17 protein-coding genes are annotated in these 20,235 nt (G+C 69.2%); 8 read left to right on the top strand and 9 right to left on the bottom strand.

The window, feature by feature from the left end; translation table 11 throughout:
• Positions 1 to 230 precede the first annotated feature (230 nt).
• Entirely contained in the window at positions 231 to 3,077 is a 2,847-nt protein-coding gene (gene gcvP / locus QAD21_RS13830; RefSeq protein ID WP_280361725.1) for an aminomethyl-transferring glycine dehydrogenase, read from the top strand.
• 134 nt (positions 3,078 to 3,211) lie between these two features.
• Here gcvP and QAD21_RS13825 read toward each other — a convergent pair whose 3' ends face one another.
• The 9 genes from QAD21_RS13825 to QAD21_RS13785 all read right to left on the bottom strand — a co-directional run bounded on the left by QAD21_RS13825 (position 3,212) and on the right by QAD21_RS13785 (position 14,683).
• Positions 3,212 to 4,447: a substrate-binding domain-containing protein gene (locus tag QAD21_RS13825; protein WP_280359723.1), complete on the bottom strand. Its 1,236-nt coding sequence runs from the start codon at positions 4,445 to 4,447 to the stop codon at positions 3,212 to 3,214.
• A gap of 138 nt (positions 4,448 to 4,585) precedes the next feature.
• Complete coding sequence (locus QAD21_RS13820; RefSeq protein WP_068972439.1) at positions 4,586 to 6,778, bottom strand: malate synthase G; 2,193 nt, start codon at positions 6,776 to 6,778, stop codon at positions 4,586 to 4,588.
• A gap of 36 nt (positions 6,779 to 6,814) precedes the next feature.
• Positions 6,815 to 7,750: a 3-methyladenine DNA glycosylase gene (locus tag QAD21_RS13815; RefSeq protein ID WP_137810010.1), complete on the bottom strand. Its 936-nt coding sequence runs from the start codon at positions 7,748 to 7,750 to the stop codon at positions 6,815 to 6,817.
• Between the two features lie 5 nt (positions 7,751 to 7,755).
• Positions 7,756 to 8,832, bottom strand: a complete 1,077-nt coding sequence (locus QAD21_RS13810) for a hemolysin family protein (protein WP_058253190.1) — start codon at positions 8,830 to 8,832, stop codon at positions 7,756 to 7,758.
• Positions 8,822 to 10,291, bottom strand: coding sequence for a hemolysin family protein (locus QAD21_RS13805; RefSeq protein WP_083229503.1), 1,470 nt, complete (start codon positions 10,289 to 10,291; stop codon positions 8,822 to 8,824). Before QAD21_RS13805 ends, QAD21_RS13810 begins: the two co-directional genes overlap by 11 nt.
• Before the next feature lies 1 nt (position 10,292).
• Complete coding sequence (locus QAD21_RS13800; RefSeq protein ID WP_068972438.1) at positions 10,293 to 11,726, bottom strand: GuaB1 family IMP dehydrogenase-related protein; 1,434 nt, start codon at positions 11,724 to 11,726, stop codon at positions 10,293 to 10,295.
• A 16-nt stretch (positions 11,727 to 11,742) separates the two neighbouring features.
• Positions 11,743 to 13,200: an NADP-dependent phosphogluconate dehydrogenase gene (gene gndA, locus QAD21_RS13795; RefSeq protein WP_068972437.1), complete on the bottom strand. Its 1,458-nt coding sequence runs from the start codon at positions 13,198 to 13,200 to the stop codon at positions 11,743 to 11,745.
• Positions 13,201 to 13,286: 86 nt separating this feature from the next.
• Entirely contained in the window at positions 13,287 to 14,240 is a 954-nt protein-coding gene (locus QAD21_RS13790) for a M56 family metallopeptidase (protein ID WP_058253194.1), read from the bottom strand.
• Positions 14,241 to 14,284: 44 nt separating this feature from the next.
• The gene (locus tag QAD21_RS13785) at positions 14,285 to 14,683 is read right to left on the bottom strand and encodes a BlaI/MecI/CopY family transcriptional regulator (protein ID WP_068972449.1); all 399 of its coding nucleotides are present in this window, start codon (positions 14,681 to 14,683) and stop codon (positions 14,285 to 14,287) included.
• A gap of 342 nt (positions 14,684 to 15,025) precedes the next feature.
• On the opposite strand from QAD21_RS13785, the gene QAD21_RS13780 reads away from it, so the two are divergent.
• From QAD21_RS13780 to QAD21_RS13750, 7 genes are all read left to right on the top strand, one after another.
• On the top strand, positions 15,026 to 15,448 hold the full coding sequence (locus tag QAD21_RS13780; RefSeq protein ID WP_058253196.1) for a PaaI family thioesterase: 423 nt from the start codon (positions 15,026 to 15,028) through the stop codon (positions 15,446 to 15,448).
• 132 nt (positions 15,449 to 15,580) lie between these two features.
• On the top strand, positions 15,581 to 15,883 hold the full coding sequence (locus tag QAD21_RS13775; RefSeq protein ID WP_068972436.1) for an urease subunit gamma: 303 nt from the start codon (positions 15,581 to 15,583) through the stop codon (positions 15,881 to 15,883).
• Positions 15,884 to 15,968: 85 nt separating this feature from the next.
• Positions 15,969 to 16,343 carry an urease subunit beta gene (locus QAD21_RS13770; protein WP_068972435.1) on the top strand — a complete coding sequence of 125 codons (375 nt, stop codon included), beginning with the start codon at positions 15,969 to 15,971 and terminating at the stop codon, positions 16,341 to 16,343.
• A gap of 3 nt (positions 16,344 to 16,346) precedes the next feature.
• On the top strand, positions 16,347 to 18,065 hold the full coding sequence (locus QAD21_RS13765; protein ID WP_137810008.1) for an urease subunit alpha: 1,719 nt from the start codon (positions 16,347 to 16,349) through the stop codon (positions 18,063 to 18,065).
• Positions 18,065 to 18,730, top strand: a complete 666-nt coding sequence (locus tag QAD21_RS13760) for an urease accessory UreF family protein (RefSeq protein ID WP_068972433.1) — start codon at positions 18,065 to 18,067, stop codon at positions 18,728 to 18,730. The genes QAD21_RS13765 and QAD21_RS13760 overlap by 1 nt, the downstream gene beginning before the upstream one ends.
• Positions 18,731 to 18,790: 60 nt before the next feature.
• Entirely contained in the window at positions 18,791 to 19,477 is a 687-nt protein-coding gene (gene ureG / locus QAD21_RS13755) for an urease accessory protein UreG (protein WP_068972432.1), read from the top strand.
• Positions 19,478 to 19,479: 2 nt separating this feature from the next.
• On the top strand, positions 19,480 to 20,208 hold the full coding sequence (locus QAD21_RS13750; RefSeq protein ID WP_165630001.1) for an urease accessory protein UreD: 729 nt from the start codon (positions 19,480 to 19,482) through the stop codon (positions 20,206 to 20,208).
• Positions 20,209 to 20,235: the final 27 nt, after the last annotated feature.

Below are 20,235 nucleotides of genomic sequence, written 5' to 3'. Positions count from 1 at the left end.
ATCGCGCAGAGTTGCGCGGCGCCGAATCTCTCAGGCGTCACATCGGCTGTGGCCGAAGACATGACAGAGGGGGAGGGTCAGCAGCCGGTCCGTGTACCGGCGCCTGCGAGAGGTTGCCCGCCACCGTGTCCACCACTGAAGCGACCCCGTCCGACGCCCCAGAAGGATCCAGCCCAGAAGGATCCGGCCCAGAAGGTTCCGGCCCGGATCCCACTCCGGCCGCTCCCCATCTGTCGGCCGCCTTCGTCGACCGTCATGTCGGTCCGGACGCCGACGAGACCCGCCGGATGCTCGAGGCGATCGGCGCGGCTTCCCTCGATGATCTGGCGCACCGTGTCATACCCGCAGTCATCGCCGACGAACTCGATTCCGACGTCCTGGGGGCGCTGCCCGCACCGCTGAGCGAGAGTGCGGTCCTCGCACAACTCGGTGACCTCGCAGCCCGTAACACCGTGGCCCGGTCGATGATCGGGCTCGGCTACTACGGAACCCACACGCCCGGCGTCATCCTGCGCAACGTGCTGGAGAACCCCGCCTGGTACACCGCGTACACGCCATATCAGCCCGAGATCAGCCAGGGACGTCTCGAGGCGCTGCTGAACTTCCAGACCATGGTCGCCGACCTCACCGGCATGGAGGTGGCCAATGCCTCCATGCTCGACGAGGCCACCGCGGCCGCCGAGGCGATGACGCTGATGCGTCGCGCGGGCAAGTCGAAGTCGAACCGCGTGATCGTCGACGCGGACCTGTTCCCGCAGACGCGTGCCGTCCTCGACACGCGCGCCGAGCCCCTGGGCATCGAGGTCGTCGAGGCCTCGTTGCACCCCGATCTGCCCGGATGCGGACTGCCGGACGGCGACTTCTTCGGCGTGATCCTTCAGGTGCCCGGCGCATCGGGTCGCATCGTCGACGCCACCGCGATCGTCGACGCCGCGCGCGAGCGCGGCGCTCTCGTCGCGGCCGGTGCCGATCTCCTGGCGATGACACTGGTCACGCCGCCCGGCGAGCAGGGAGCCGACGTCTGCTTCGGCACGACGCAACGCTTCGGTGTGCCGATGGGCTTCGGCGGACCGCACGCGGGTTACCTCGCCGTCGGGTCGATGCACGCCCGACAGCTTCCCGGGCGGCTCGTCGGTATCTCCAAGGATGCCGACGGCAACCTGGCCTACCGGCTCGCGCTGCAGACCCGCGAACAGCACATCCGCCGGGAGAAGGCCACGAGCAACATCTGCACCGCGCAAGTGCTGCTGGCGGTGATGGCCGCCATGTACGCCTCGTACCACGGAGCGGACGGCCTGCGAGCCATCGCACGACGCACCCACGACGCAGCGGCCCGGATCGCCGACTCGATCGCCGCGGGCGGGTTCTCGGTGGCGCACGCGAACTTCTTCGACACCGTCGAGGTGCACGCACCCGGTCAGGCCGACACGATCCTCGCCCGCGCCCGCCACGACGGGATCAACCTGCGACGCGTCGACGCCGACACCATCGGCATCGCCTGTGACGAGACGACGACCGACGCCGACATCGATGCCGTCCTGCGGGCCTTCGACGTCGCCGGCGTCACCCCGCGGGCACTCGCGCAGCCGATCGAGAATCGCACCAGCGAGTACCTGACCCATCCGGCGTTCAACCGGTACCGCACCGAGACCGCGATGCTGCGCTACCTGCGGGCCCTGTCGGACAAGGACATCGCGCTCGACCGCAGCATGATCCCGCTCGGGTCGTGCACGATGAAACTCAACGCCACCACCGAGATGGAACCCATCACGTGGCCCGGCTTCGCCCAGCTGCACCCCTTCGCCCCGGTCGACGACACCGCGGGCATCCGCGAGCTGATCACCACGCTCGAGGGCTGGCTCGTGGCGGTCACCGGTTACGACCGCGTCAGCCTCCAGCCCAACGCGGGTTCACAGGGGGAGTTCGCGGGACTGCTCGCGATCCGCGGATACCACCTCAGCCGCGGTGACGTCGACCGGGATGTCTGCCTCATCCCGTCGAGCGCCCACGGCACGAATGCCGCGTCGGCGGTGATGGCCGGGATGCGCGTCGTGGTGGTCGGGTGCCGCGAGAACGGCGACGTCGACCTCGACGATCTGCGCGCCAAGATCGCGGCGAACGAAGGCCGGGTCGCGGCGATCATGATCACGTACCCGTCGACGCACGGCGTCTTCGAGCACGACGTCCGCGACGTCTGCGGCGCCGTGCACGACGCCGGCGGCCAGGTCTACGTGGACGGCGCCAACCTCAACGCGCTCGTCGGTGTCGCACGGCCGGGTCATTTCGGCGGTGACGTCAGCCATCTCAACCTGCACAAGACGTTCTGCATCCCGCACGGCGGCGGCGGGCCCGGCGTCGGACCCGTCGCGGTCCGGGAGCATCTGGCCCCGTTCCTCCCCGGACACCCGCTCGCCGACGAGCTGCCCGGGTCGGCCACGATCGCCGCGGCCCCGTATGGCTCGGCGGCGATCCTGCCGATCACCTATGCCTACATCGCGATGATGGGCGCGGACGGTCTCCGGCGGGCGACGCTCACGGCGATCACCGCCGCCAACTATGTCGCCAAGCGGCTCGGTGAGCACTATCCGGTGCTCTACACCGGCGAGGACGGCTTCGTCGCCCACGAGTGCATCCTCGACCTCCGGGCCATCACCAAGGCCACCGGCGTCACCGTCGACGACGTGGCGAAACGACTCGCCGACTACGGTTTTCACGCACCGACCATGAGTTTCCCGGTGGCCGGCACGCTGATGGTCGAGCCCACCGAAAGCGAGAACCTCGACGAGATCGACGCGTTCTGCGATGCGATGATCGCCATCCGCGGCGAGATCGAACTCGTCGGACGAGGGGAGTGGCCCGCCGAAGACAATCCGCTCCGCGGCGCCCCGCACACGGCCGAGTCGCTCGTCGGCGAGTGGGACCACCCGTACTCGCGGGAACTCGCCGTCTACCCGCAGGGACTGCCGTCCGCGGGCGGCCGGGCGAAGGTGTGGCCGGCCGTCCGGCGGATCGACGGGGTGTACGGCGACCGCAACCTGGTGTGCAGCTGCCCGCCGATCGAGGCCTACAGCAGCTGATTTCTTCATCGTCTTAAGCTCCTCACCTGTTCGTTGAGCAGGTGAGGAGCGCAGCGACGAACCTCTCTACCGCTCGTTGAGCAGGTGAGGAGCGCAGCGACGAGCCGTGTCGAAGCGACCCGTCCTCGCGAGCTCTAACCCCCCGCGCTTCCCGACGGCACCGAGGGCGGCGTGGAGCTCGCCGGAACGCTGGCCGGCCCGTAGACGAGCCGATTGATGGCGACGATCGCGCCGTTCTCGGGCGTCGGCATCGGATTCGGCGTGCGCGGGAACGTCACGGTCGGGGTCGGGGAGGGCATCGGGGCGTCGCCGCGGAAACCGAGCTCGGTGAGCAACTGCAACTGCTCGGGCTCCGAGGCGAACTGGATGAACTCGGCGACGGCATCGGCGGCCGACTCGGTGACCTCGGGACCCGACATCCGGATGACGGGGTAGTCGGCGATGGGCGTCGGACCCGACGGGATGAGTTCGGCCAGGCGTGCGCGGTCGTCCTCGCGGGTCATCTGGAACAGGCGTTGTTCGGTGATGGGCACGACGTGGATCTCCGCTCGGGCCGCGTCCGGTGCGTCGGCGATGGCCGTTGCCGCGCCCTGGGGTGTCCCGTCCGGGGAGAGCGGCGCGCCCTCCAGCATGGCGCGGACACTGGAACTGACCCGCGGCGACTCGGCGTCGGCGGTGGTCAGCGGTCCGGTGGTCCGGGTGACGCGTGTCGCGACCGCCTGGGCGGCCAGCGCGCTGGCGTCGGATTGTGCGCCGATCGGCATCGCCATGCGCAACGATCCCCAACCTTCGAGTCCGAAGTCGGCGAGGGAGTTGTCGCGGCGCTGCAGGGTGGGGATCTGTGACCAGTCGAGGCGGCCGGCCAGGGAGCTGTTGAGCTCGGGGGACACCGCCAGCACGACCGGCGTCGAGACCAGTGATCGGGTGTTGCCCTCGATCGCATCGGGTTTCGCCGCCGCCAGATCTGCCGACCACACCGACGACTGCGGCACCCAGGCGGCCGGGTACGCGCCCATGGACTCGGTGTCCCACGACCCCGACAGACCGTCGAGGGTGATCTTCGCGTCGCCCGGCCGGACGTCGACGCTGACGCATTTGTCGCGCACGACGGGGCTCGTCTCGCCGAAGTTGCGGGCGACGGCCGCCAGTCCCGGCGCGATGTCGGGATCGGCGACGATCGGTACCGACTCACGACCCTCGACGCACTGCGCGGCGGCCTCCTCGGCCTGGCGATCGATCTGATCGCCGAGGTCCTGCCAGGTGACGACCACGGCCGCGACGAGCAGGATCGACAAGAGTGTGGCGACGACACCTCGGCTCACGCCGCGGCTTCGGATGCTCTCCCCGCCGCTACTCCGGTGATGTGCCAACGCCGATGCCCTCCCTGCTCGGTGCGTCCCTCGCCCGGTCGGCCGTGGCGAGCCGGTGCGCAGTGCAGGGTACGACGATACGCCGTGCCGATCCTCGGCGGTTCGGCACGGTCGTATCGCCTACGTGGAACCCGGTGCTCAGCCGGCCGGGTTGGCCGCCTTGTACTCGCGGCGACGGCGGTGCAGGATCGGCTCGGTGTAGCCGCTCGGCTGCGTCGTGCCCTCGAGGATCAGCTCCTTGGCCGCCTGGAAGGCGATGTTGGAGTCGAAGTCCGGCGCCAGCGGACGGTAGGTCGGGTCACCGGCGTTCTGCCGGTCGACGACCGGGGCCATCCGCTCGAGGGATGCGACGACATCGGACTCCGCCACGATGCCGTGGCGCAGCCAGTTCGCCAGCAGCTGGCTCGAGATCCGAAGCGTCGCACGGTCTTCCATGAGAGCGACGTCGTGGATGTCGGGGACCTTGGAGCAGCCGACACCCTGGTCGATCCATCGCACCACGTAACCCAGGATGGACTGGCAGTTGTTGTCGAGTTCCTGCTGCTTCTCCTCGTCGGACCAGTCCGTCTTCGGCGCGAGCGGGATGGTGAGGACGTCCTCGACCCGGGCGGGATCGCGCTTGGCGATCTCGTCCTGGCGCTCGAAGACGTCGACGAGGTGGTAGTGCAGCGCGTGCAGGGTCGCGGCCGTCGGCGAGGGGACCCACGCGGTCGTGGCGCCGGCCTTCGGGTGCCCGATCTTCTGCTCGAGCATGTCGGCCATCAGGTCGGGCATGGCCCACATGCCCTTGCCGATCTGCGCCTTGTGCTGCAGGCCCGCGTGCAGGCCGGTGTCGACGTTGAAGTTCTCGTACGCGCCGATCCAGGTCTGCTGCTTCATCTCGGCCTTGCGGACCATCGGCCCGGCCTCCATGGACGTGTGGATCTCGTCGCCGGTGCGGTCGAGGAAGCCGGTGTTGATGAACACCACGCGCTGCTCGGCTGCCTTGATGCAGGCCTTGAGGTTCACCGTCGTGCGGCGCTCCTCGTCCATGATGCCGACCTTGAGCGTGTTCTCGGGCAGGCCGAGGACCTTCTCCACACGGCCGAACAGTTCGACGGTGAAGGCGACCTCGTCGGGGCCGTGCATCTTCGGCTTCACGATGTAGACCGATCCGGTCCGCGAGTTCTGTAGACCCTCTGCACTCAAACCGTGGATGCCGATCAGCGAGGTGATCAGACCGTCGAGGATGCCCTCGGGGACCTCGTTGCCGTCGGCGTCGAGAATCGCGTCGTTGGTCATCAGGTGGCCCACGTTGCGGACGAACAGCAGCGAACGCCCGTGCAGGTCGAAGGTGGTTCCGTCCGGCGCGGTGTACTCGCGGTTGCCGTTGAGCACGCGCGTGAAGGTCTTGCCGCCCTTGGTGACATCTTCGGACAGGTCGCCCTTGTTGAGGCCCAGCCAGTTCCGGTACCCGACGACCTTGTCCTCGGCGTCGACCGCAGCGACCGAGTCCTCGAAGTCCATGATCGTGGTGATCGCGGATTCGACGACGACGTCCTTGATGCCGGCCGGGTCGGTGGAACCGATGGGCGAGGACGGATCGATCTCGATGTCGAGGTGAAGACCGTTGTTGCGCAGCAGGATCGAGGTCGGCGAAGCCGCGTCGCCGCGGTAGCCGACGAACGCGGTCGGGTCAGCCAGGGTGGAGGTCTTGTCGCCGTCGAGCCTCACCTGCAGCGCGCCGTCGGTGACGGCGAACGCCCGCACATCGGTGTAGCTGCACTGTTCGAGCGGCACCGCCTGGTCGAGGAAGTCCTTGGCGTAGGCGATGACCTTGTCACCGCGCACCTTGTTGTACGACGAACCCTTCTCCGCGCCGTCGGCCTCGGAGATCGCGTCGGTGCCGTAGAGCGCGTCGTACAGCGAACCCCATCGGGCGTTCGAGGCGTTCAGCGCGAAGCGCGCGTTCAGGATCGGGACCACGAGCTGCGGACCCGCGGTGTCGGCGATCTCGCGGTCGACGTTCGACGTGCTGACCTGGAAGTCGGCGGGGACCTCCGCGAGGTAGCCGATCTCGGTCAGGAACGACTTGTAGGAGTCGAAATCGGCGGTGCCGGGGGTGAGATCGGCACCCTTGTGATCTCGGTGCCAGGCGTCGAGCTTGGTCTGCAGGTCGTCGCGGACGGCGAGCAGTTCGCGGTTGCGCGGGACGAGATCGGCGATGACCGAGGCCGCACCGGCCCAGAAGGCGTCCGCATCTACACCGGTACCGGGCAACGCCTCGTTGTTGATGAAGTCGTGCAGGACGGTAGCGACCTGCAACCCGTTGACGGTGATCCGGTCAGACATGGCAGCCTTTCTCGAGCGAATGACGACGCATACATGCTACTCGTCGGTAAAGGCGGACGGCAGGCGCCTCCCGCCGGGTACGGTCGCGAGGTCCGCGAGTTCCGTACAGATGGTGAGCAACCGCGCCCGCAGGGTCATTCCCCGTTCGGCGATCGCCGACTGCTCGCGCACGTAGTCGGCCCTGCCGGCGGCTGTCTCGATGCGGACCGGCTCGTAACCGAGGTCGCTGAGATCGTAGGGACTGGCGCGCATGTCGAGGTCGCGGGCTCGGAGTGCCAGCGCGAAGCAGTCGAGCGTCAGGTTCGACGGCACGAGCGGCGCGAGGGTGAAGCAGTACCGGTAGAGGTCCATCGTCGCGTGCAGGCAACCCGGCTGTTCGTGCGCGATCTGCGACACACGGCTCAGCGTGGTGTCGTTGCGCGGACGCGCCGGGTCGGTGAAGAACCGGAAGGCGTCGAAGTGGGTGCACCGCAGCGGCATGGACTCGACGACCGCGTCGGTGCCCGCGGACCCCAATCGCAGCGGCAGGTCGTGCCGGGTGTCGTGGGTGCGGTAGACCATCGCCCACTCGTGCAGGCCGAAACAACCGAGCCGAGCGGGTCGTCGGGCGGTGGCGCCGAGCATGTCCACGGCGGCGGCGAGCGCTTCGCCACGGTGCCGGAGATAGGGGTCGCCGACGCTCACACCGGCGGCGGTCCGCTCGTAGCCACGCAGGCCGAGGAACTCGTCGCCGTCCTCGATCGTCACACCGAACCCGGGATGCCAGCGCAGCACGTGCGCCGGACGTGACGAGTAGTAGGTGAACAAGAAGTCGATCACCGGGTGACGGGCGCCGCGACGCCGGGCGTCGAGGTAGGGGCCGATCAGCTCGTCCACCGCCTGCCGATGGGCGTCGCGGCGTGCCCGCCACTCGTCGGCGTCCAGGACCTGCGCCGTCAGGCCGTGATCCGGATGTTCCAGCTGCGCGGTCATCGTGGTCACACCCGGTGTGTCTCGTCGCGGACGTTGCCGACGAACTCCTCCACCAGATCGGCGAGCGGGACGATGCCGATGGTGCGGCCGCTGTCGTCGACCACCGCGCCCAGATGCGAACTGGTCCGTCGCAGCACTCCCGTGGCCTCGTCGAGGGGCGTCGTCGAATCGATGACCGGCAGCGGCCGGATCTTGTCGACGCCGATGATGGTGTCCGGTCCGACGTGCTCGTCGAGGATCTCGTCGAGTACGTCCTTGAGGTGCAGATAGCCGGTGAAGGTGCCGTCGGGTCCGCGGACGGGGAACCGGGAGAACCCCGTCTCGCCGACCGCTTTCTCCACCGCACCCAGGGTCGGTCCGATGCCGCCGGAACCGGACACCTGCACACCGACACTGCGCATCTGGTCCAGCGGGATCATCACCTCCGACACCGTGCGGCCGATGGACTGCAGGGCGCGGGTCAGTCGTTCGTGCTCCTCGGCGTCGATGAGGCCTTCCTGTTTGGACTCGCCGACCATCTCGGCCAGCTCGCCCAGTGACACCGTTGACTCGAGTTCGTCCTTCGGTTCCACCCGGAGGAGCCGCAGGGAGATGTTCGCCAGCCAGTTGTAGAACGCGATCAACGGCCGGACCAGACGGATGAAGAGCAGATGTGCCGGCACGAGGAGCATCGCGGACGACTCCGGGCCGGCCAGCGCGATGTTCTTCGGCACCATCTCACCCAGCAGGATGTGCAGCACCACGACCAGAGACAGCGCGATGGCGAACGAGATCGGGTGGAGAAGGGCATCGGGAACGTGCGCCAGGTGCAGCGGCGCCTCGATGAGATGCGCGACCGCGGGCTCGCCGACCCGGCCGAGCAGGATCGAGCAGATCGTGATGCCGAGCTGCGCACCGGCCAGCATCAGCGACAGCCGTTCGCCGGCGTGGATGACGGTCCTCGCGCGGCTCTTGCCGCTCTCGGCGAGGGCTTCGAGGCGGTCGCGTCGAGCCGAGATCAGGGAGAACTCGGCACCCACGAAGAACGCGTTGCCGGCCAGGAGGACGACGGTCAGCCCGACCGCCCACAGATCACCGCCCATGCGGGTCCCCCTGGATGTTCGACGGTTCGCCGTTTCGTTCGGAAGCGGCGGAGAGGTCTCGATCCGCGTGAGCCGGCCGGACCTGATCCGCGGGAGCCGGCCGGATCGCGACCACGTCGACCCGGCGTCCGTCCATCTGGGTGACGGTCGCACGCCAGGTGACGTCCGAGCCGCGGTCGGGCGACTGGGCGGTGTCGTCGTCGGTCTCGCCGACGGCCGAGCGTCGTGGGAGGTCCACCTCGTCGTCGACGGTGGGAATGCGGCCCAGGCAGTACATGACGAGTCCACCCAGCGTGTCGTAGGGCCCTTCGGGGGCGTGGTAGCCGACGGCGTCGTACAGCTCGTCGATGCGCAGCAGTCCGGCACAGAGGTAACCGTTGCCGTCGACCGCGACGTCGGCGCGTTCGTCGTCGTGTTCGTCGGTGACGTCGCCGAGGATCTCCTCGATGAGGTCTTCGGTGGTGACGATGCCGGCGGTCCCGCCGTATTCGTCGATCACGACGCACAGCTCCATCCCGTCGGCGCGGATGCGTTCCATCAGCGCGTCACCGTCGAGGCTGGCCGGCACACGTGGCACCGGCCGGGCGATCGAGGTGACCGAGGTGGTGGCCTGTCGCTCGGGCGGAACGGTGAAGGCCTGTTTGATGTGCACGACCCCGACGAGGTCGTCGAGGTCGCCGTCGATGACGACCGGGAAACGGGAATGCCCGGTGCGCGACGACGCCATGACGAGATCGCGGACGGAGTCGGCGCGGTCGAGACAATCGATGGTCACGCGGGGGGTCATCAGGTCCTCGGCGGTCAGTTCGCCGAAGCGCAGCGAGCGGTCGACGAGGGTCGCCGTCTGCTGGTCGAGGGCACCGCGACGTGCCGAGTTACGGACGAGCGAGACGAGTTCCTGGGGCGACCGCGCGGAGGCCAGCTCATCGGTCGGTTCGATGCCGAGTCGGCGGACGATCCAGTTCGCCGTGCCGTTCAATCCGTTGATCGCCCAGCGGAAGACCGCGGAGAACACGGTCATCGGGCCGGCGGTGGCCCGCGCCACCGCGAGCGGCTTGGCGATCGCGAGGTTCTTCGGGATGAGCTCGCCGAGCACCATCGACAGGGAGGTCGCGATCACCAGCGCGAGGATGAGCGAGGTCGCCGAGGCCACCGACTCGCCGACGCCGAGTGCGGTCAGCGGCGGCCGGAGGATCCGGGCGAGGACCGGTTCGGCGATGTAGCCGGTGATGAGGGTCGTGATCGTGATGCCCAGCTGCGCGCCCGACAGCTGGAACGACAGGGTGGAGTGCGCGCGTTGGACCATCCGAGAACGACGGTCCGCGCGATCGGCCACGTCGGCGGTGATCGTCGACCGCTCCAACGCGGTGAGGGAGAACTCGGCCGCCACGAACAGCGCCGTCCCGAGCGTCAGCGCGATGAATCCGACGAGACTCGCGACCAGGAGCAGGATCTCCACGTCACCACCCGCCCGGCAGGGGCCGTCCTTCGGCGAAGCCGGCGGGCGACTGGATGCCCAACACCACCTTGTCGTGGAGTTCGCGCAGGTTGCGGGCGCCGGTGTACGTGGCCGTGCTGCGGACGCCCGCACAGATGTGGTCGATGACGTCCTCGACGCCGGGCCGCTCCGGGTCCAGGCGGATCCGTGAACTCGAGATGCCCTCTTCGAACAAGCTCTTGCGTGCTCGGTCGTAGGTGCTGTCGCCGCTCGACCGGGCCGCGACCGCCCGCTTCGAGGCCATGCCGAAACTCACCTTGTACGGACCCCGCTCGTCCACGAGCAGGTCGCCCGGTGACTCGTGGGTCCCGGCGAACCACGAGCCGACCATCACGTTCGACGCCCCGGCGGCCAGTGCGAGCGCGACATCGCGCGGGTGTCGGACACCGCCGTCGGCCCAGACCGCTGCACCGTGTCCCGCGGCGACCGCGGCGCATTCGGCGACCGCCGAGAACTGGGGACGCCCGACGCCGGTCATCATGCGGGTGGTGCACATCGCGCCCGGCCCGACACCGACCTTGATGATCGACGCGCCGGCGTCGATGAGGTCGAGCGTGCCCTCGGCCGACACGACATTGCCGGCCGCGATCGGGACGCCGAGGTCGGCGTCGGCGACCGCGGACAGCGCGGTGAGCATCTTCTCCTGATGGCCGTGCGCGGTGTCGATCACCAGTAGATCCGCTCCCGCGGCGACCAACGCGCGAGCCTTGCCCACGACGTCGCCGTTGATGCCGACGGCCGCCGCGATCCGCAGGGCGCCGGCGGAGTCGAGGTTCGGCGTGTAGATCGCATGCCGCAGGGCACCGACGCGGTTGAGCACCCCGGCGAGCCGGCCGTCGGGTTCGACGAGCACGGCCAGGCCCAGGTGCAGGTCACCCAGCGCGTCGAAGACCTCGCGGGGCGGGGTGTCGACGGGCAGCGTCACGATGTCGGGGTCGGCGATCTCGCGGACCCGGGCGAACCGGTCGACGTCGCGGCACCGTCTCTCGGTCACGACACCCACCGGCCGGCCATCTTCGACCACGACGGCCGCGCCGTGGGAACGCTTCGGGATCAACGCGACCGCATCGGTGACCGACGCGTCCGGGTCGAGGGTGACGGGTGTGTCGGCCACCAGGTGCCGTGACTTCACGAAGGCGATGGACGCGGCGGCCGCCTCGATGGGCAGGTCCTGGGGGAGGACCACGAGCCCACCGCGGCGGGCCACCGTCTCGGCCATGCGCTTGCCCGCCACCGCCGTCATGTTCGCCACGACCAGCGGGATCGTGGTACCGCTGCCGTCCGACGTCGACAGGTCGACGTCGAATCGGGAACTGACATCCGACCTGCCGGGGACGATGAACAGATCGTCGTAGGTCAGATCATGTGTCGGCCGGTGGCCTTCGATGAATCGCACTGGGGTTCGCAGGCTCCTATTCGGTCACTTCGGAGCGGTCGCCGCTCCACAGTGTGTGGAACGTGCCCTCCTTGTCGATGCGCTGGTAGGTGTGCGCACCGAAGAAGTCGCGCAGACCCTGGGTCAGCGCGGCCGGCAGCCGTTCGGCGCGCAGACCGTCGTAGTACGACAGCGACGACGAAAAGGCCGGCACGGGTATACCGAGCAGCGTCGCGGTCGAAACCACCCGGCGCCAACTGTCGATGCCGACCTCGACGGCTTCGCGGAAGTACGGCGCGAGAAGCAGGCTCGGAAGGGCGGGGTCGTCGTGGTAGGCCTCACGGATGCGGTTGAGGAACTGTGCCCGGATGATGCAGCCGCCGCGCCAGATGGTGGCCAGTGCTCCGCGGTCGACATCCCAGCCGTACTCGGCGCTGCCGGCGGCGATCTGATCGAAGCCCTGGGCGTAGGCGACGACCTTGGAGGCGTATAGGGCCGTCTTGATGTCGTTGACGAAGCTCTCGCGGTCGGCGGGGGCCGAGCCGAGGTTGCCCGACGACAGGCCGCGCGCGGCGACGCGCTGATCGGTGGCGCTCGACAGGGCGCGGGCGAACACGGCCTCGGCGATCCCGGTCGTCGGGATGCCCAGGTCGAGTGCGGACTTCACGGTCCAGCGGCCGGTGCCCTTCTGACCCGCGGCGTCGACGATGACGTCGACCAGCGGCTTGCCGGTCTCGTCGTCGACCTGGCTGAGGACCTCCGCGGTGATCTCGATCAGGTAGCTCTCGAGTTCGGTGGTGTTCCAGTCGCGGAAGACGTCGGCGATCTCCGAGACCGGCATGTCCAGGGCCTTGCGCATGAGGTCGTAGGCCTCGCCGATGAGCTGCATGTCGGCGTACTCGATGCCGTTGTGCACCATCTTGACGAAGTGGCCGCTGCCGTCGGGCCCGATGTGGGTGCAGCACGGCTCGCCGTCGACCTGGGCGGCGATCGACTCGAGGAGGGGCCCGAGCGACTCGTAGGACTCGGCGGGTCCGCCCGGCATGATCGACGGGCCGTTGAGCGCGCCCTCTTCGCCGCCGGAGATGCCCGCGCCGACGAAGTTGAGTCCGCGGGCCGACATCGCGGCCTCGCGCCGGATGGTGTCGGTGTAGAGGGCGTTGCCGCCGTCGATGATGATGTCGCCCGGCTCCATCGCGTCGGCGAGTTCCTCGATGACCGCGTCGGTCGCGTCGCCCGCCTTCACCATGATGAGGACCCGGCGCGGACGCTCGAGTGCGGCCACGAACTCGGCCACCGTCTCGGTGCGGATGAAGTTGCCGTCGCCGCCGTGGTTTTCGAGCAGCGCGTCGGTCTTGGCGATGCTGCGGTTGTGCAGCGCGACCGTATACCCGTGACGGGCGAAGTTGCGTGCGATGTTCGAACCCATGACGGCCAGGCCGGTGACACCGATCTGGGCCTTCGCGGAGGAGGACGATGCGTCGACATTGTTCATGCGGACAGCCTATTGCCTCTGTGTCCGAAGCGGCGATCTGCCTCCACGTGTGACGGCGGTCCGATACCGCCGGGGGACAGGAGTCGTCAGAACGCCGACATGAGTCGGTTGAGCTCGGTCAGCCACGGGATCGCGACCGCGAGGGTCGGCAGGACCAGGATCGCGGCGGCGGCGATGTAGGCGCCGGCCGCGAGAACGCGTGCGGGACGGTCGTCGCGGAGCCGGTGGACGCGGGTCAGGGTGGTCGGCCCGCCGACCGCCATCGCCCCGCGGGGAGCCACCGCGTCGGCGCACGCGACCAGTGCGCGACCCAGTGTCGTCGGGGTGGTCGCGCGGACGGCCTGGTCGTCGGCCAGTGCCTCGACGAGCAGTTCCGCGGCGCCGAGCGCCGAGCTGCTGCGGACGAAGCGGGGGAACGCCTCGTGCAACGCGATGAAGGCCTCGAGGACGAGGTCGTGGCGGGCGCGGAGGTGCGCGCGTTCGTGGGCGATCACCGCGACGAGTTCGTCACGGGTGAGCCGATGCACCACGCCTTCGCTGACCACGACGCGCTGACGCAGCCCGGGCAGGCAGTAGGCGAGGGGTTGTTCGACGTCGATCATCCGGACGTCGCGGGCGTAGAGCGGATCGTCGGCGTCGTCGGTCCGGTCGCAACGGTCGAGGATGTCGATGAGCTGACGGTGCGCCTTGCGCCGGGCGCGGGTGCGCAGGCCGACGCGGATCACGGTGTAGAACAGCCGCGCGCCGACGAGCAGGGTGAGCACGAAGACCCCGACGCAGAGGAGCCACAGCGGCCAGCCGAGGCGTTCGATCTCACGGACCGGGTGGGTCGTCGGGGTGCCGTCGGGACCGATCACGAGGATGTTCGCCGCGATCGCCAGGCCACAGCTGAACGCCGACAGCACGGCGGCCAGGGCAATGGCCTGCCACAGCGTCATCGCCGCGCGTGGTGCTCGGATCGGCCAGCGGGCCCGGGACAGTGCCTCGGGTACGGGTCCGGCGAGCACCAGGCTGACGATGCCGAATAGCAAGGCGGTCATCTGGTGATTCCTCAGGGTGGGCTGCGAGTGGTGGTGCCGCGAATCTAGCCGGTGTCGCTCGTTCCGCGGGCGGCTTCGAGTTCATCGAGTGCGGAACGGAGGGCGGCCGCCTCGTCGGCGCCCACGCGACCGACGAAGGACACCAGGGCCGCATGTCGGGAGCCGGGAGCGGCGGCCTCGCTGAGCGCGTCGACCATGAGGCTGGCGACCAGGTCCTCGCGGGGATGGGTGGGGACGTACTTGTGGGCCCGGTCGTCGCGGATCTGCGTCACCAGGTTCTTCTTCGCCAGTCGCTGCAGGACCGTCATGACGGTCGTGTACGCAAGGGAGCGGTCCCGGGACAGTGCGGCGTGTACCTGCCGCACGGTCTGCGGGGTCGAACTCTCCCACAACGTGTCCATCACAGCGCCTTCGAGGTCGCCCAGGCCATTCATCTTTCGCATTTTACTGCTGTGCCTCCGTTTGTAGGTCCGGTGGATACCCAGTTGTTGCGTGTCGGTGTGCCGAGCGACGCCGATGTCGGTCACCACGCTCCTGACGTGGCCTTTTCCCGAACGCTTGACAGGTTGGTAAGGCTAGCCTACATTAAGTGTCACGTCGGACCGCGCGAGAGTCCTGAGGGCTGCAGAGACCCCCGGTCCACGGCACGGAAGGCCCCGCATCTCTGGGAGATGCGGGGCCTTCTGGGATCCTCGGGGGGCAAACGATCGGCGGTCGAGCCCGGTTCCCCGCCGAGTCCCGGACTGCTGTCGCCACGATCCGACCGACATGCGACTGTTGACGTCATGACTGCTGACAGTGCGGACGATGTTCTCCGGGATTCATTCGGCAAAGGGCTCGACGGGGTCCTGGGACTCGAGGTCGTCGAGGCCGGGCCGGACCGGATCGTGGCCACGATGGAGATCACCGAGCGTCATCATCAGCCGTTCGGCATCGTGCACGGCGGCGTCTATTGCGCGGTCGGTGAGAGTGTCGCCAGCATGAGCGGTTTCCTCTGGCTGCAGGATTCCGGGATCGGCGGCACCGCCGTCGGGGTGAACAACAACACCGACTTCCTCCGGTCCGTCCGCGCCGGCACGGTCACCGCGACGTCGACCCCGATCCACCGGGGCCGTCGCCAGCAGCTGTGGGCTGTCGACATGGTCGACCAGGACGGAAAGATGCTGGCCAAGTCGCAGGTGCGGCTGCAGAACATCGAGGTCACATAGGCCGTTGAGGCCCGCGTCACCCCATCGCCACTCGCGCGCCGACCCCGTGTCGGCATGGCAGGATGACTCCTACTGCCCGGCCGGACCCACCGAACAGACCGTCCGGCCGAACACTCTCGAGGAGCGCTCCCGGTGCGACTGTCGCCGCATGAACAAGAACGGCTGTTGATCTCCTACGCGGCCGAGCTGGCCCGGCGGCGGCAGGGGCGCGGCCTGAAGCTCAACCACCCGGAGTCGGTCGCGCTGATCACCGATCACGTCCTGGAGGGCGCCCGCGACGGCCGGTCGGCGGCCGAGCTGATGACCTCCGGCCGCGAGGTGCTCCGGCGCGACGACGTCATGGACGGGGTGCCGGAGATGCTGCACGACGTCCAGGTGGAGGCGACGTTCCCCGACGGCACCAAGCTGGTGACCGTGCACGACCCCATCGCCTGACGCCCCGCGATCGGGGCACCGTCCGAGGTGGATCGTGGCGCCCCGCGCCCGTCCATCGAACACCAGCAGTCCAGAGGAGACCGAAATGTCGGGTACGCATCCCGGCCCGCGATCGACGCTCGTGCCGGGTGAGGTCATCGCGGCCGACGGGACCATCGAGCTCAACGCGGGTGCCGACGCCGTCGAACTGCCGGTCGTGAACTCCGGCGATCGTCCGGTGCAGGTCGGCAGTCACGTGCACTTCCCGCAGTCGAATGAGGCACTGGTCTTCGACCGCGCCCGTGCGCACGGCCGTCGCCTCGACATCCCGGCCGGGACCGCGGTGCGGTTCGAGCCGGGTATCGAGATGACCGTCGGTCTCGTCCCGCTCGGCGGAACCCGCGAGGTGTACGGGATCTCCCTGGCGCCCCCCGGCGCCTGCGGACCGGTCGACGCCGTCCGTACCGACGAGAGTGAGTGACGCATGGCCATCCTGGGACGCGACCGGTACGCACAGCTGTTCGGCCCGACCACGGGCGATCTGATCCGCCTCGCCGACACCGATCTGCTCATCGAGGTCACCGAGGACCTGTCGGGCGGACCGGGTCGCGCCGGAGACGAGGCCGTCTTCGGCGGTGGCAAGGTGATCCGCGAGTCGATGGGACAGAGCCGGGCGACCCGCGCCGACGGCGCCCCCGACACCGTCATCACCGGCGTCGTGCTCCTCGATCACTGGGGAATCATCAAGGCCGATTTGGGAATTCGGGACGGTCGCATCGTCGCGATGGGCAAGGCGGGTAATCCCGACACCATGGACGGGGTGCATCCGGACCTGGTCATCGGGCCGTCGACCGAGATCATCGCCGGCAACGGCAAGATCGTCACCGCCGGCGCCATCGACTGCCATGTGCACTTCATCTGTCCGCAGATCATGGACGAGGCGCTGGGCAACGGGATCACCACCGTGATCGGCGGCGGTACGGGTCCGGCCGAGGGCAGCAAGGCCACCACCGTGACACCCGGCGCATGGCATCTGGCCTCGATCCTCGCCGCAACCGATCACTGGCCGATGAACATCGCGCTCCTCGGCAAGGGCAACACCGTCAGCGCCGAGTCGATGCACGAGCAGATCCGCGCGGGCGCTTCGGGTTTCAAGCTGCACGAGGACTGGGGCAGCACGCCCGCGGCCATCGACGCCTGCCTGCGGGTGGCCGACGAGACCGGCGTGCAGGTCGCCCTGCACTCCGACACCCTGAACGAGGCCGGGTTCGTGGAGACGACCCTCGGCGCGATCGCCGGCCGCGGCATCCACGCCTACCACACCGAGGGTGCCGGCGGTGGTCACGCTCCGGACATCATCACGGTCGCGGCCTACCCGAATGTGCTTCCGTCGTCGACCAATCCGACGCGCCCGCACACGGTCAACACACTCGACGAGCACCTCGACATGTTGATGGTCTGCCACCATCTCAACCCCACCGTGCCGGAGGACCTCGCCTTCGCCGAGAGCCGGATCCGGCCGTCCACGATCGCGGCCGAAGACCTCCTGCACGATCTGGGCGCGATCTCGATGATCGGCTCGGACTCGCAGGCGATGGGCCGGATCGGCGAAGTCGTGCTTCGGACGTGGCAGACGGCGCACGTGATGAAGCGCAAACGCGGATCGCTGCCCGGCGACGGTCGGGCGGACAACAATCGCGCACGACGTTACATCGCGAAGTACACGATCTGTCCGGCACGTGCCCATGGCTTCGACGACGAGATCGGTTCGGTCGAGGTCGGCAAGCTCGCCGACCTCGTGCTGTGGGACCCGGCGTTCTTCGGGATCCGCCCCGATCTGGTCATCAAGGGCGGCGCCATCGCGTGGGCGGCGATGGGCGACGCCAATGCGTCGATCCCCACGCCGCAACCGGTCTTCCCGCGTCCGATGTTCGGCGCCGCACCGAAACTCGCGGCCGCCACGTCGGTCAGCTTCGTCGCCCCGGGTGCCGACGCCGATCTCGCCGGGCGCATCGGGGTCGACCGCAGGCTCGTCCCGGTCAAGAACACCCGCGGCGTCGGGAAGGCCGACATGGTCAACAACGACGCCTGCCCGACGATCGAGGTCGACCCCGACACGTTCACGGTGCGGGTCGACGGTGAGGTGTGGGAGTCCGAGCCCGTTGCCGAACTCCCGATGGCGCAACGGTATTTCCTGTTCTGATGCGACCCGACGACACGAACCCGGGCGCCTCCGCGCCGCTGGCGATGATGCTGGCCCTGGCGGATTCGCGTCTACCGGTGGGCGGGCACGTCCACTCCGGTGGCGTCGAGCAGGCGATCACCGACGGATTCATTCGCACCGCAGGCGATCTCGCTTCCTTCCTGTACCGCCGGGTGACCACGAGCGGTCTCGTCGCGGCATCGGTGGCGGCGGCCGTGGCCGACGGCGCACTCGACGTGCCCCGCGCGCAACGCGAAACGGATGCGCGCACGCCGTCGGCGGCCGCACGGAAGGCATCGCTGGCGCAGGGCCGCGGGATGGTGCGGCTGGCGCGGCGGATGTGGCCGGACGTCGATTGGTCGGCCCACCGGCCGTCGACGCATCTCCCCGTCATCAGCGGGTCGATCGGCGCGGTGTCCTCGCTGTCGGGTTTCCACACGGCCCTGATCCTCGTGTACACCACGATGAGCGGGTCGGCGACCGCCGGCCAGCGCCTGCTCGCACTCGACCCGGCCGACGTGTCGATCATGATCGCCGAACTCGGTCCCGAGTGCGAACGCGTCGCCGCCGAGGCCGCGGTCGGCCTGGCGGACCTGTCCGATCCGGTGCTCGACATCTTCGCCGAACGCCATGAGCGGCAACCGATGCCGCTGTTCATGTCCTGACCACCGCCCATCCATCCCGTGACCCGGCGAAGTCGCCGTCGCGAACCGAGAGGAGTTCCCATGCCCCCGCATCTCATCGACGGGCAGCCGCACACCCACGACCACAACCGGCCGCGCCGCAAGCGCGAGCCCGGCGAGGCGCTGCGCATCGGTGTCGGTGGCCCGGTCGGATCGGGCAAGACCGCGCTGGTGGCCGCACTGTGCCGACAGCTCCGGGACGAGTTGTCGGTCGCCGTGTTGACAAACGACATCTACACGACCGAGGACGCCGACTTCCTGCGCCGCAACGCTGTTCTGCCCGACGAACGGATCACCGCCGTCCAGACCGGCGGATGTCCGCACACCGCCATCCGGGACGACATCACCGCCAACCTCGACGCCATCGACGATCTCGTCGAGGCGAACCCACCGCTGGATCTGATCCTCGTGGAATCGGGCGGCGACAATCTCACCGCGACATTCTCGACAGGTCTGATCGACGTGCAGATCTTCGTCATCGACGTCGCGGGCGGGGACAAGGTGCCCCGCAAGGGCGGACCCGGCGTCACGTTCTCGGACCTGTTGGTGATCAACAAGATCGATCTGGCCGAGCGCGTCAATGCCGACCTCGACGTCATGCGGCGCGACGCGGCGAAGGTCCGCGAGGGCCGGCAGACCGCCATGATCTCGCTGACCGAGGACCCGGCCGCGACGGACGTGCTGGCCTGGGTCCGGGCCCAACTGGCGGCCCCGGTCGCCGCCGGGTGACGATGCGCACCGAGGTCGACATCGTCGCCACCGTCGAGCGTGGCGTGCGTCATCGGGCGGTCGGGGGACTGGGCGTGCGGCTGACCGCGCCGGGCCACGTTCAGCTGATCGGCACCGCCGCCACGCCGCTTGGTGGTGACGAGATCGTGGTGCGCATCGAGGTCGAACCGGGTGCGCAGTTGCGCCTCGGCAGCGTCGCGGCGACGATCGCGCTGCCGGCCCGCGACCGTCCGGACTCGTCGGCTCGGTGGGAGATCGCCGTCGGCGACGGTGGTCGCCTGCGCATCGACCCGCAACCGACGGTCGTCGCCGGTGGCGCGGTCCACCGCTCGGACATCACGGCACGACTCGCCGCCGGCGCCACCCTCGATCTACACGAGCACGTCCAGATCGGCCGGGCGGCGAGCATGACGGACGCCACCCTGGTCGACCGCGACCGGATGGGTGCCTGGACCGGGGGTCTGCGCGTCGAGGTCGACGATCAAGTCGTGCTGGCCCATCGGCTCTCGCTCGGTCAGGGCACACCCGCGGGGGCCGCGGGCCACCGGGCGGCGAGCAGCGTGTTCCGGTACCCCGACAACCGGCCCGGCGACGTGCACGGGACCGATTTCGCCGCGCGTCTGCAGCTGGCCGGCGGCGCCAGTCTGACCACCGCCCTCGGGACCTCGGTCAGCACCGCGCGGCGGCTGGCCGACGGCCTGGAGATCGACTCACTGGCCGTCGTGCCGTAGACGACCGCCGGCGGGCCGGCCGCCGTC

This window comes from Gordonia sp. SMJS1 (genome assembly GCF_029866425.1).
GTDB lineage: Bacteria > Actinomycetota > Actinomycetes > Mycobacteriales > Mycobacteriaceae > Gordonia > Gordonia hongkongensis.
Note: the sequence above shows the minus strand (reverse complement) of the source record. Positions and strands in the feature narration are given on the sequence as shown.

Coding starts and splice junctions, on each gene's coding strand:
- ureG (WP_068972432.1), top strand. CDS start 18,791: ATGCCCCCGCATCTCATCGACGGGCAGCCGCACACCCACGACCACAAC.
- QAD21_RS13820 (WP_068972439.1), bottom strand. CDS start 6,778: ATGTCTGACCGGATCACCGTCAACGGGTTGCAGGTCGCTACCGTCCTG.
- QAD21_RS13765 (WP_137810008.1), top strand. CDS start 16,347: ATGGCCATCCTGGGACGCGACCGGTACGCACAGCTGTTCGGCCCGACC.
- QAD21_RS13770 (WP_068972435.1), top strand. CDS start 15,969: ATGTCGGGTACGCATCCCGGCCCGCGATCGACGCTCGTGCCGGGTGAG.
- QAD21_RS13760 (WP_068972433.1), top strand. CDS start 18,065: ATGCGACCCGACGACACGAACCCGGGCGCCTCCGCGCCGCTGGCGATG.
- QAD21_RS13750 (WP_165630001.1), top strand. CDS start 19,480: ATGCGCACCGAGGTCGACATCGTCGCCACCGTCGAGCGTGGCGTGCGT.
- QAD21_RS13780 (WP_058253196.1), top strand. CDS start 15,026: ATGACTGCTGACAGTGCGGACGATGTTCTCCGGGATTCATTCGGCAAA.
- QAD21_RS13785 (WP_068972449.1), bottom strand. CDS start 14,683: ATGCGAAAGATGAATGGCCTGGGCGACCTCGAAGGCGCTGTGATGGAC.
- QAD21_RS13790 (WP_058253194.1), bottom strand. CDS start 14,240: ATGACCGCCTTGCTATTCGGCATCGTCAGCCTGGTGCTCGCCGGACCC.
- QAD21_RS13810 (WP_058253190.1), bottom strand. CDS start 8,832: ATGGGCGGTGATCTGTGGGCGGTCGGGCTGACCGTCGTCCTCCTGGCC.
- gndA (WP_068972437.1), bottom strand. CDS start 13,200: ATGAACAATGTCGACGCATCGTCCTCCTCCGCGAAGGCCCAGATCGGT.
- QAD21_RS13815 (WP_137810010.1), bottom strand. CDS start 7,750: ATGACCGCGCAGCTGGAACATCCGGATCACGGCCTGACGGCGCAGGTC.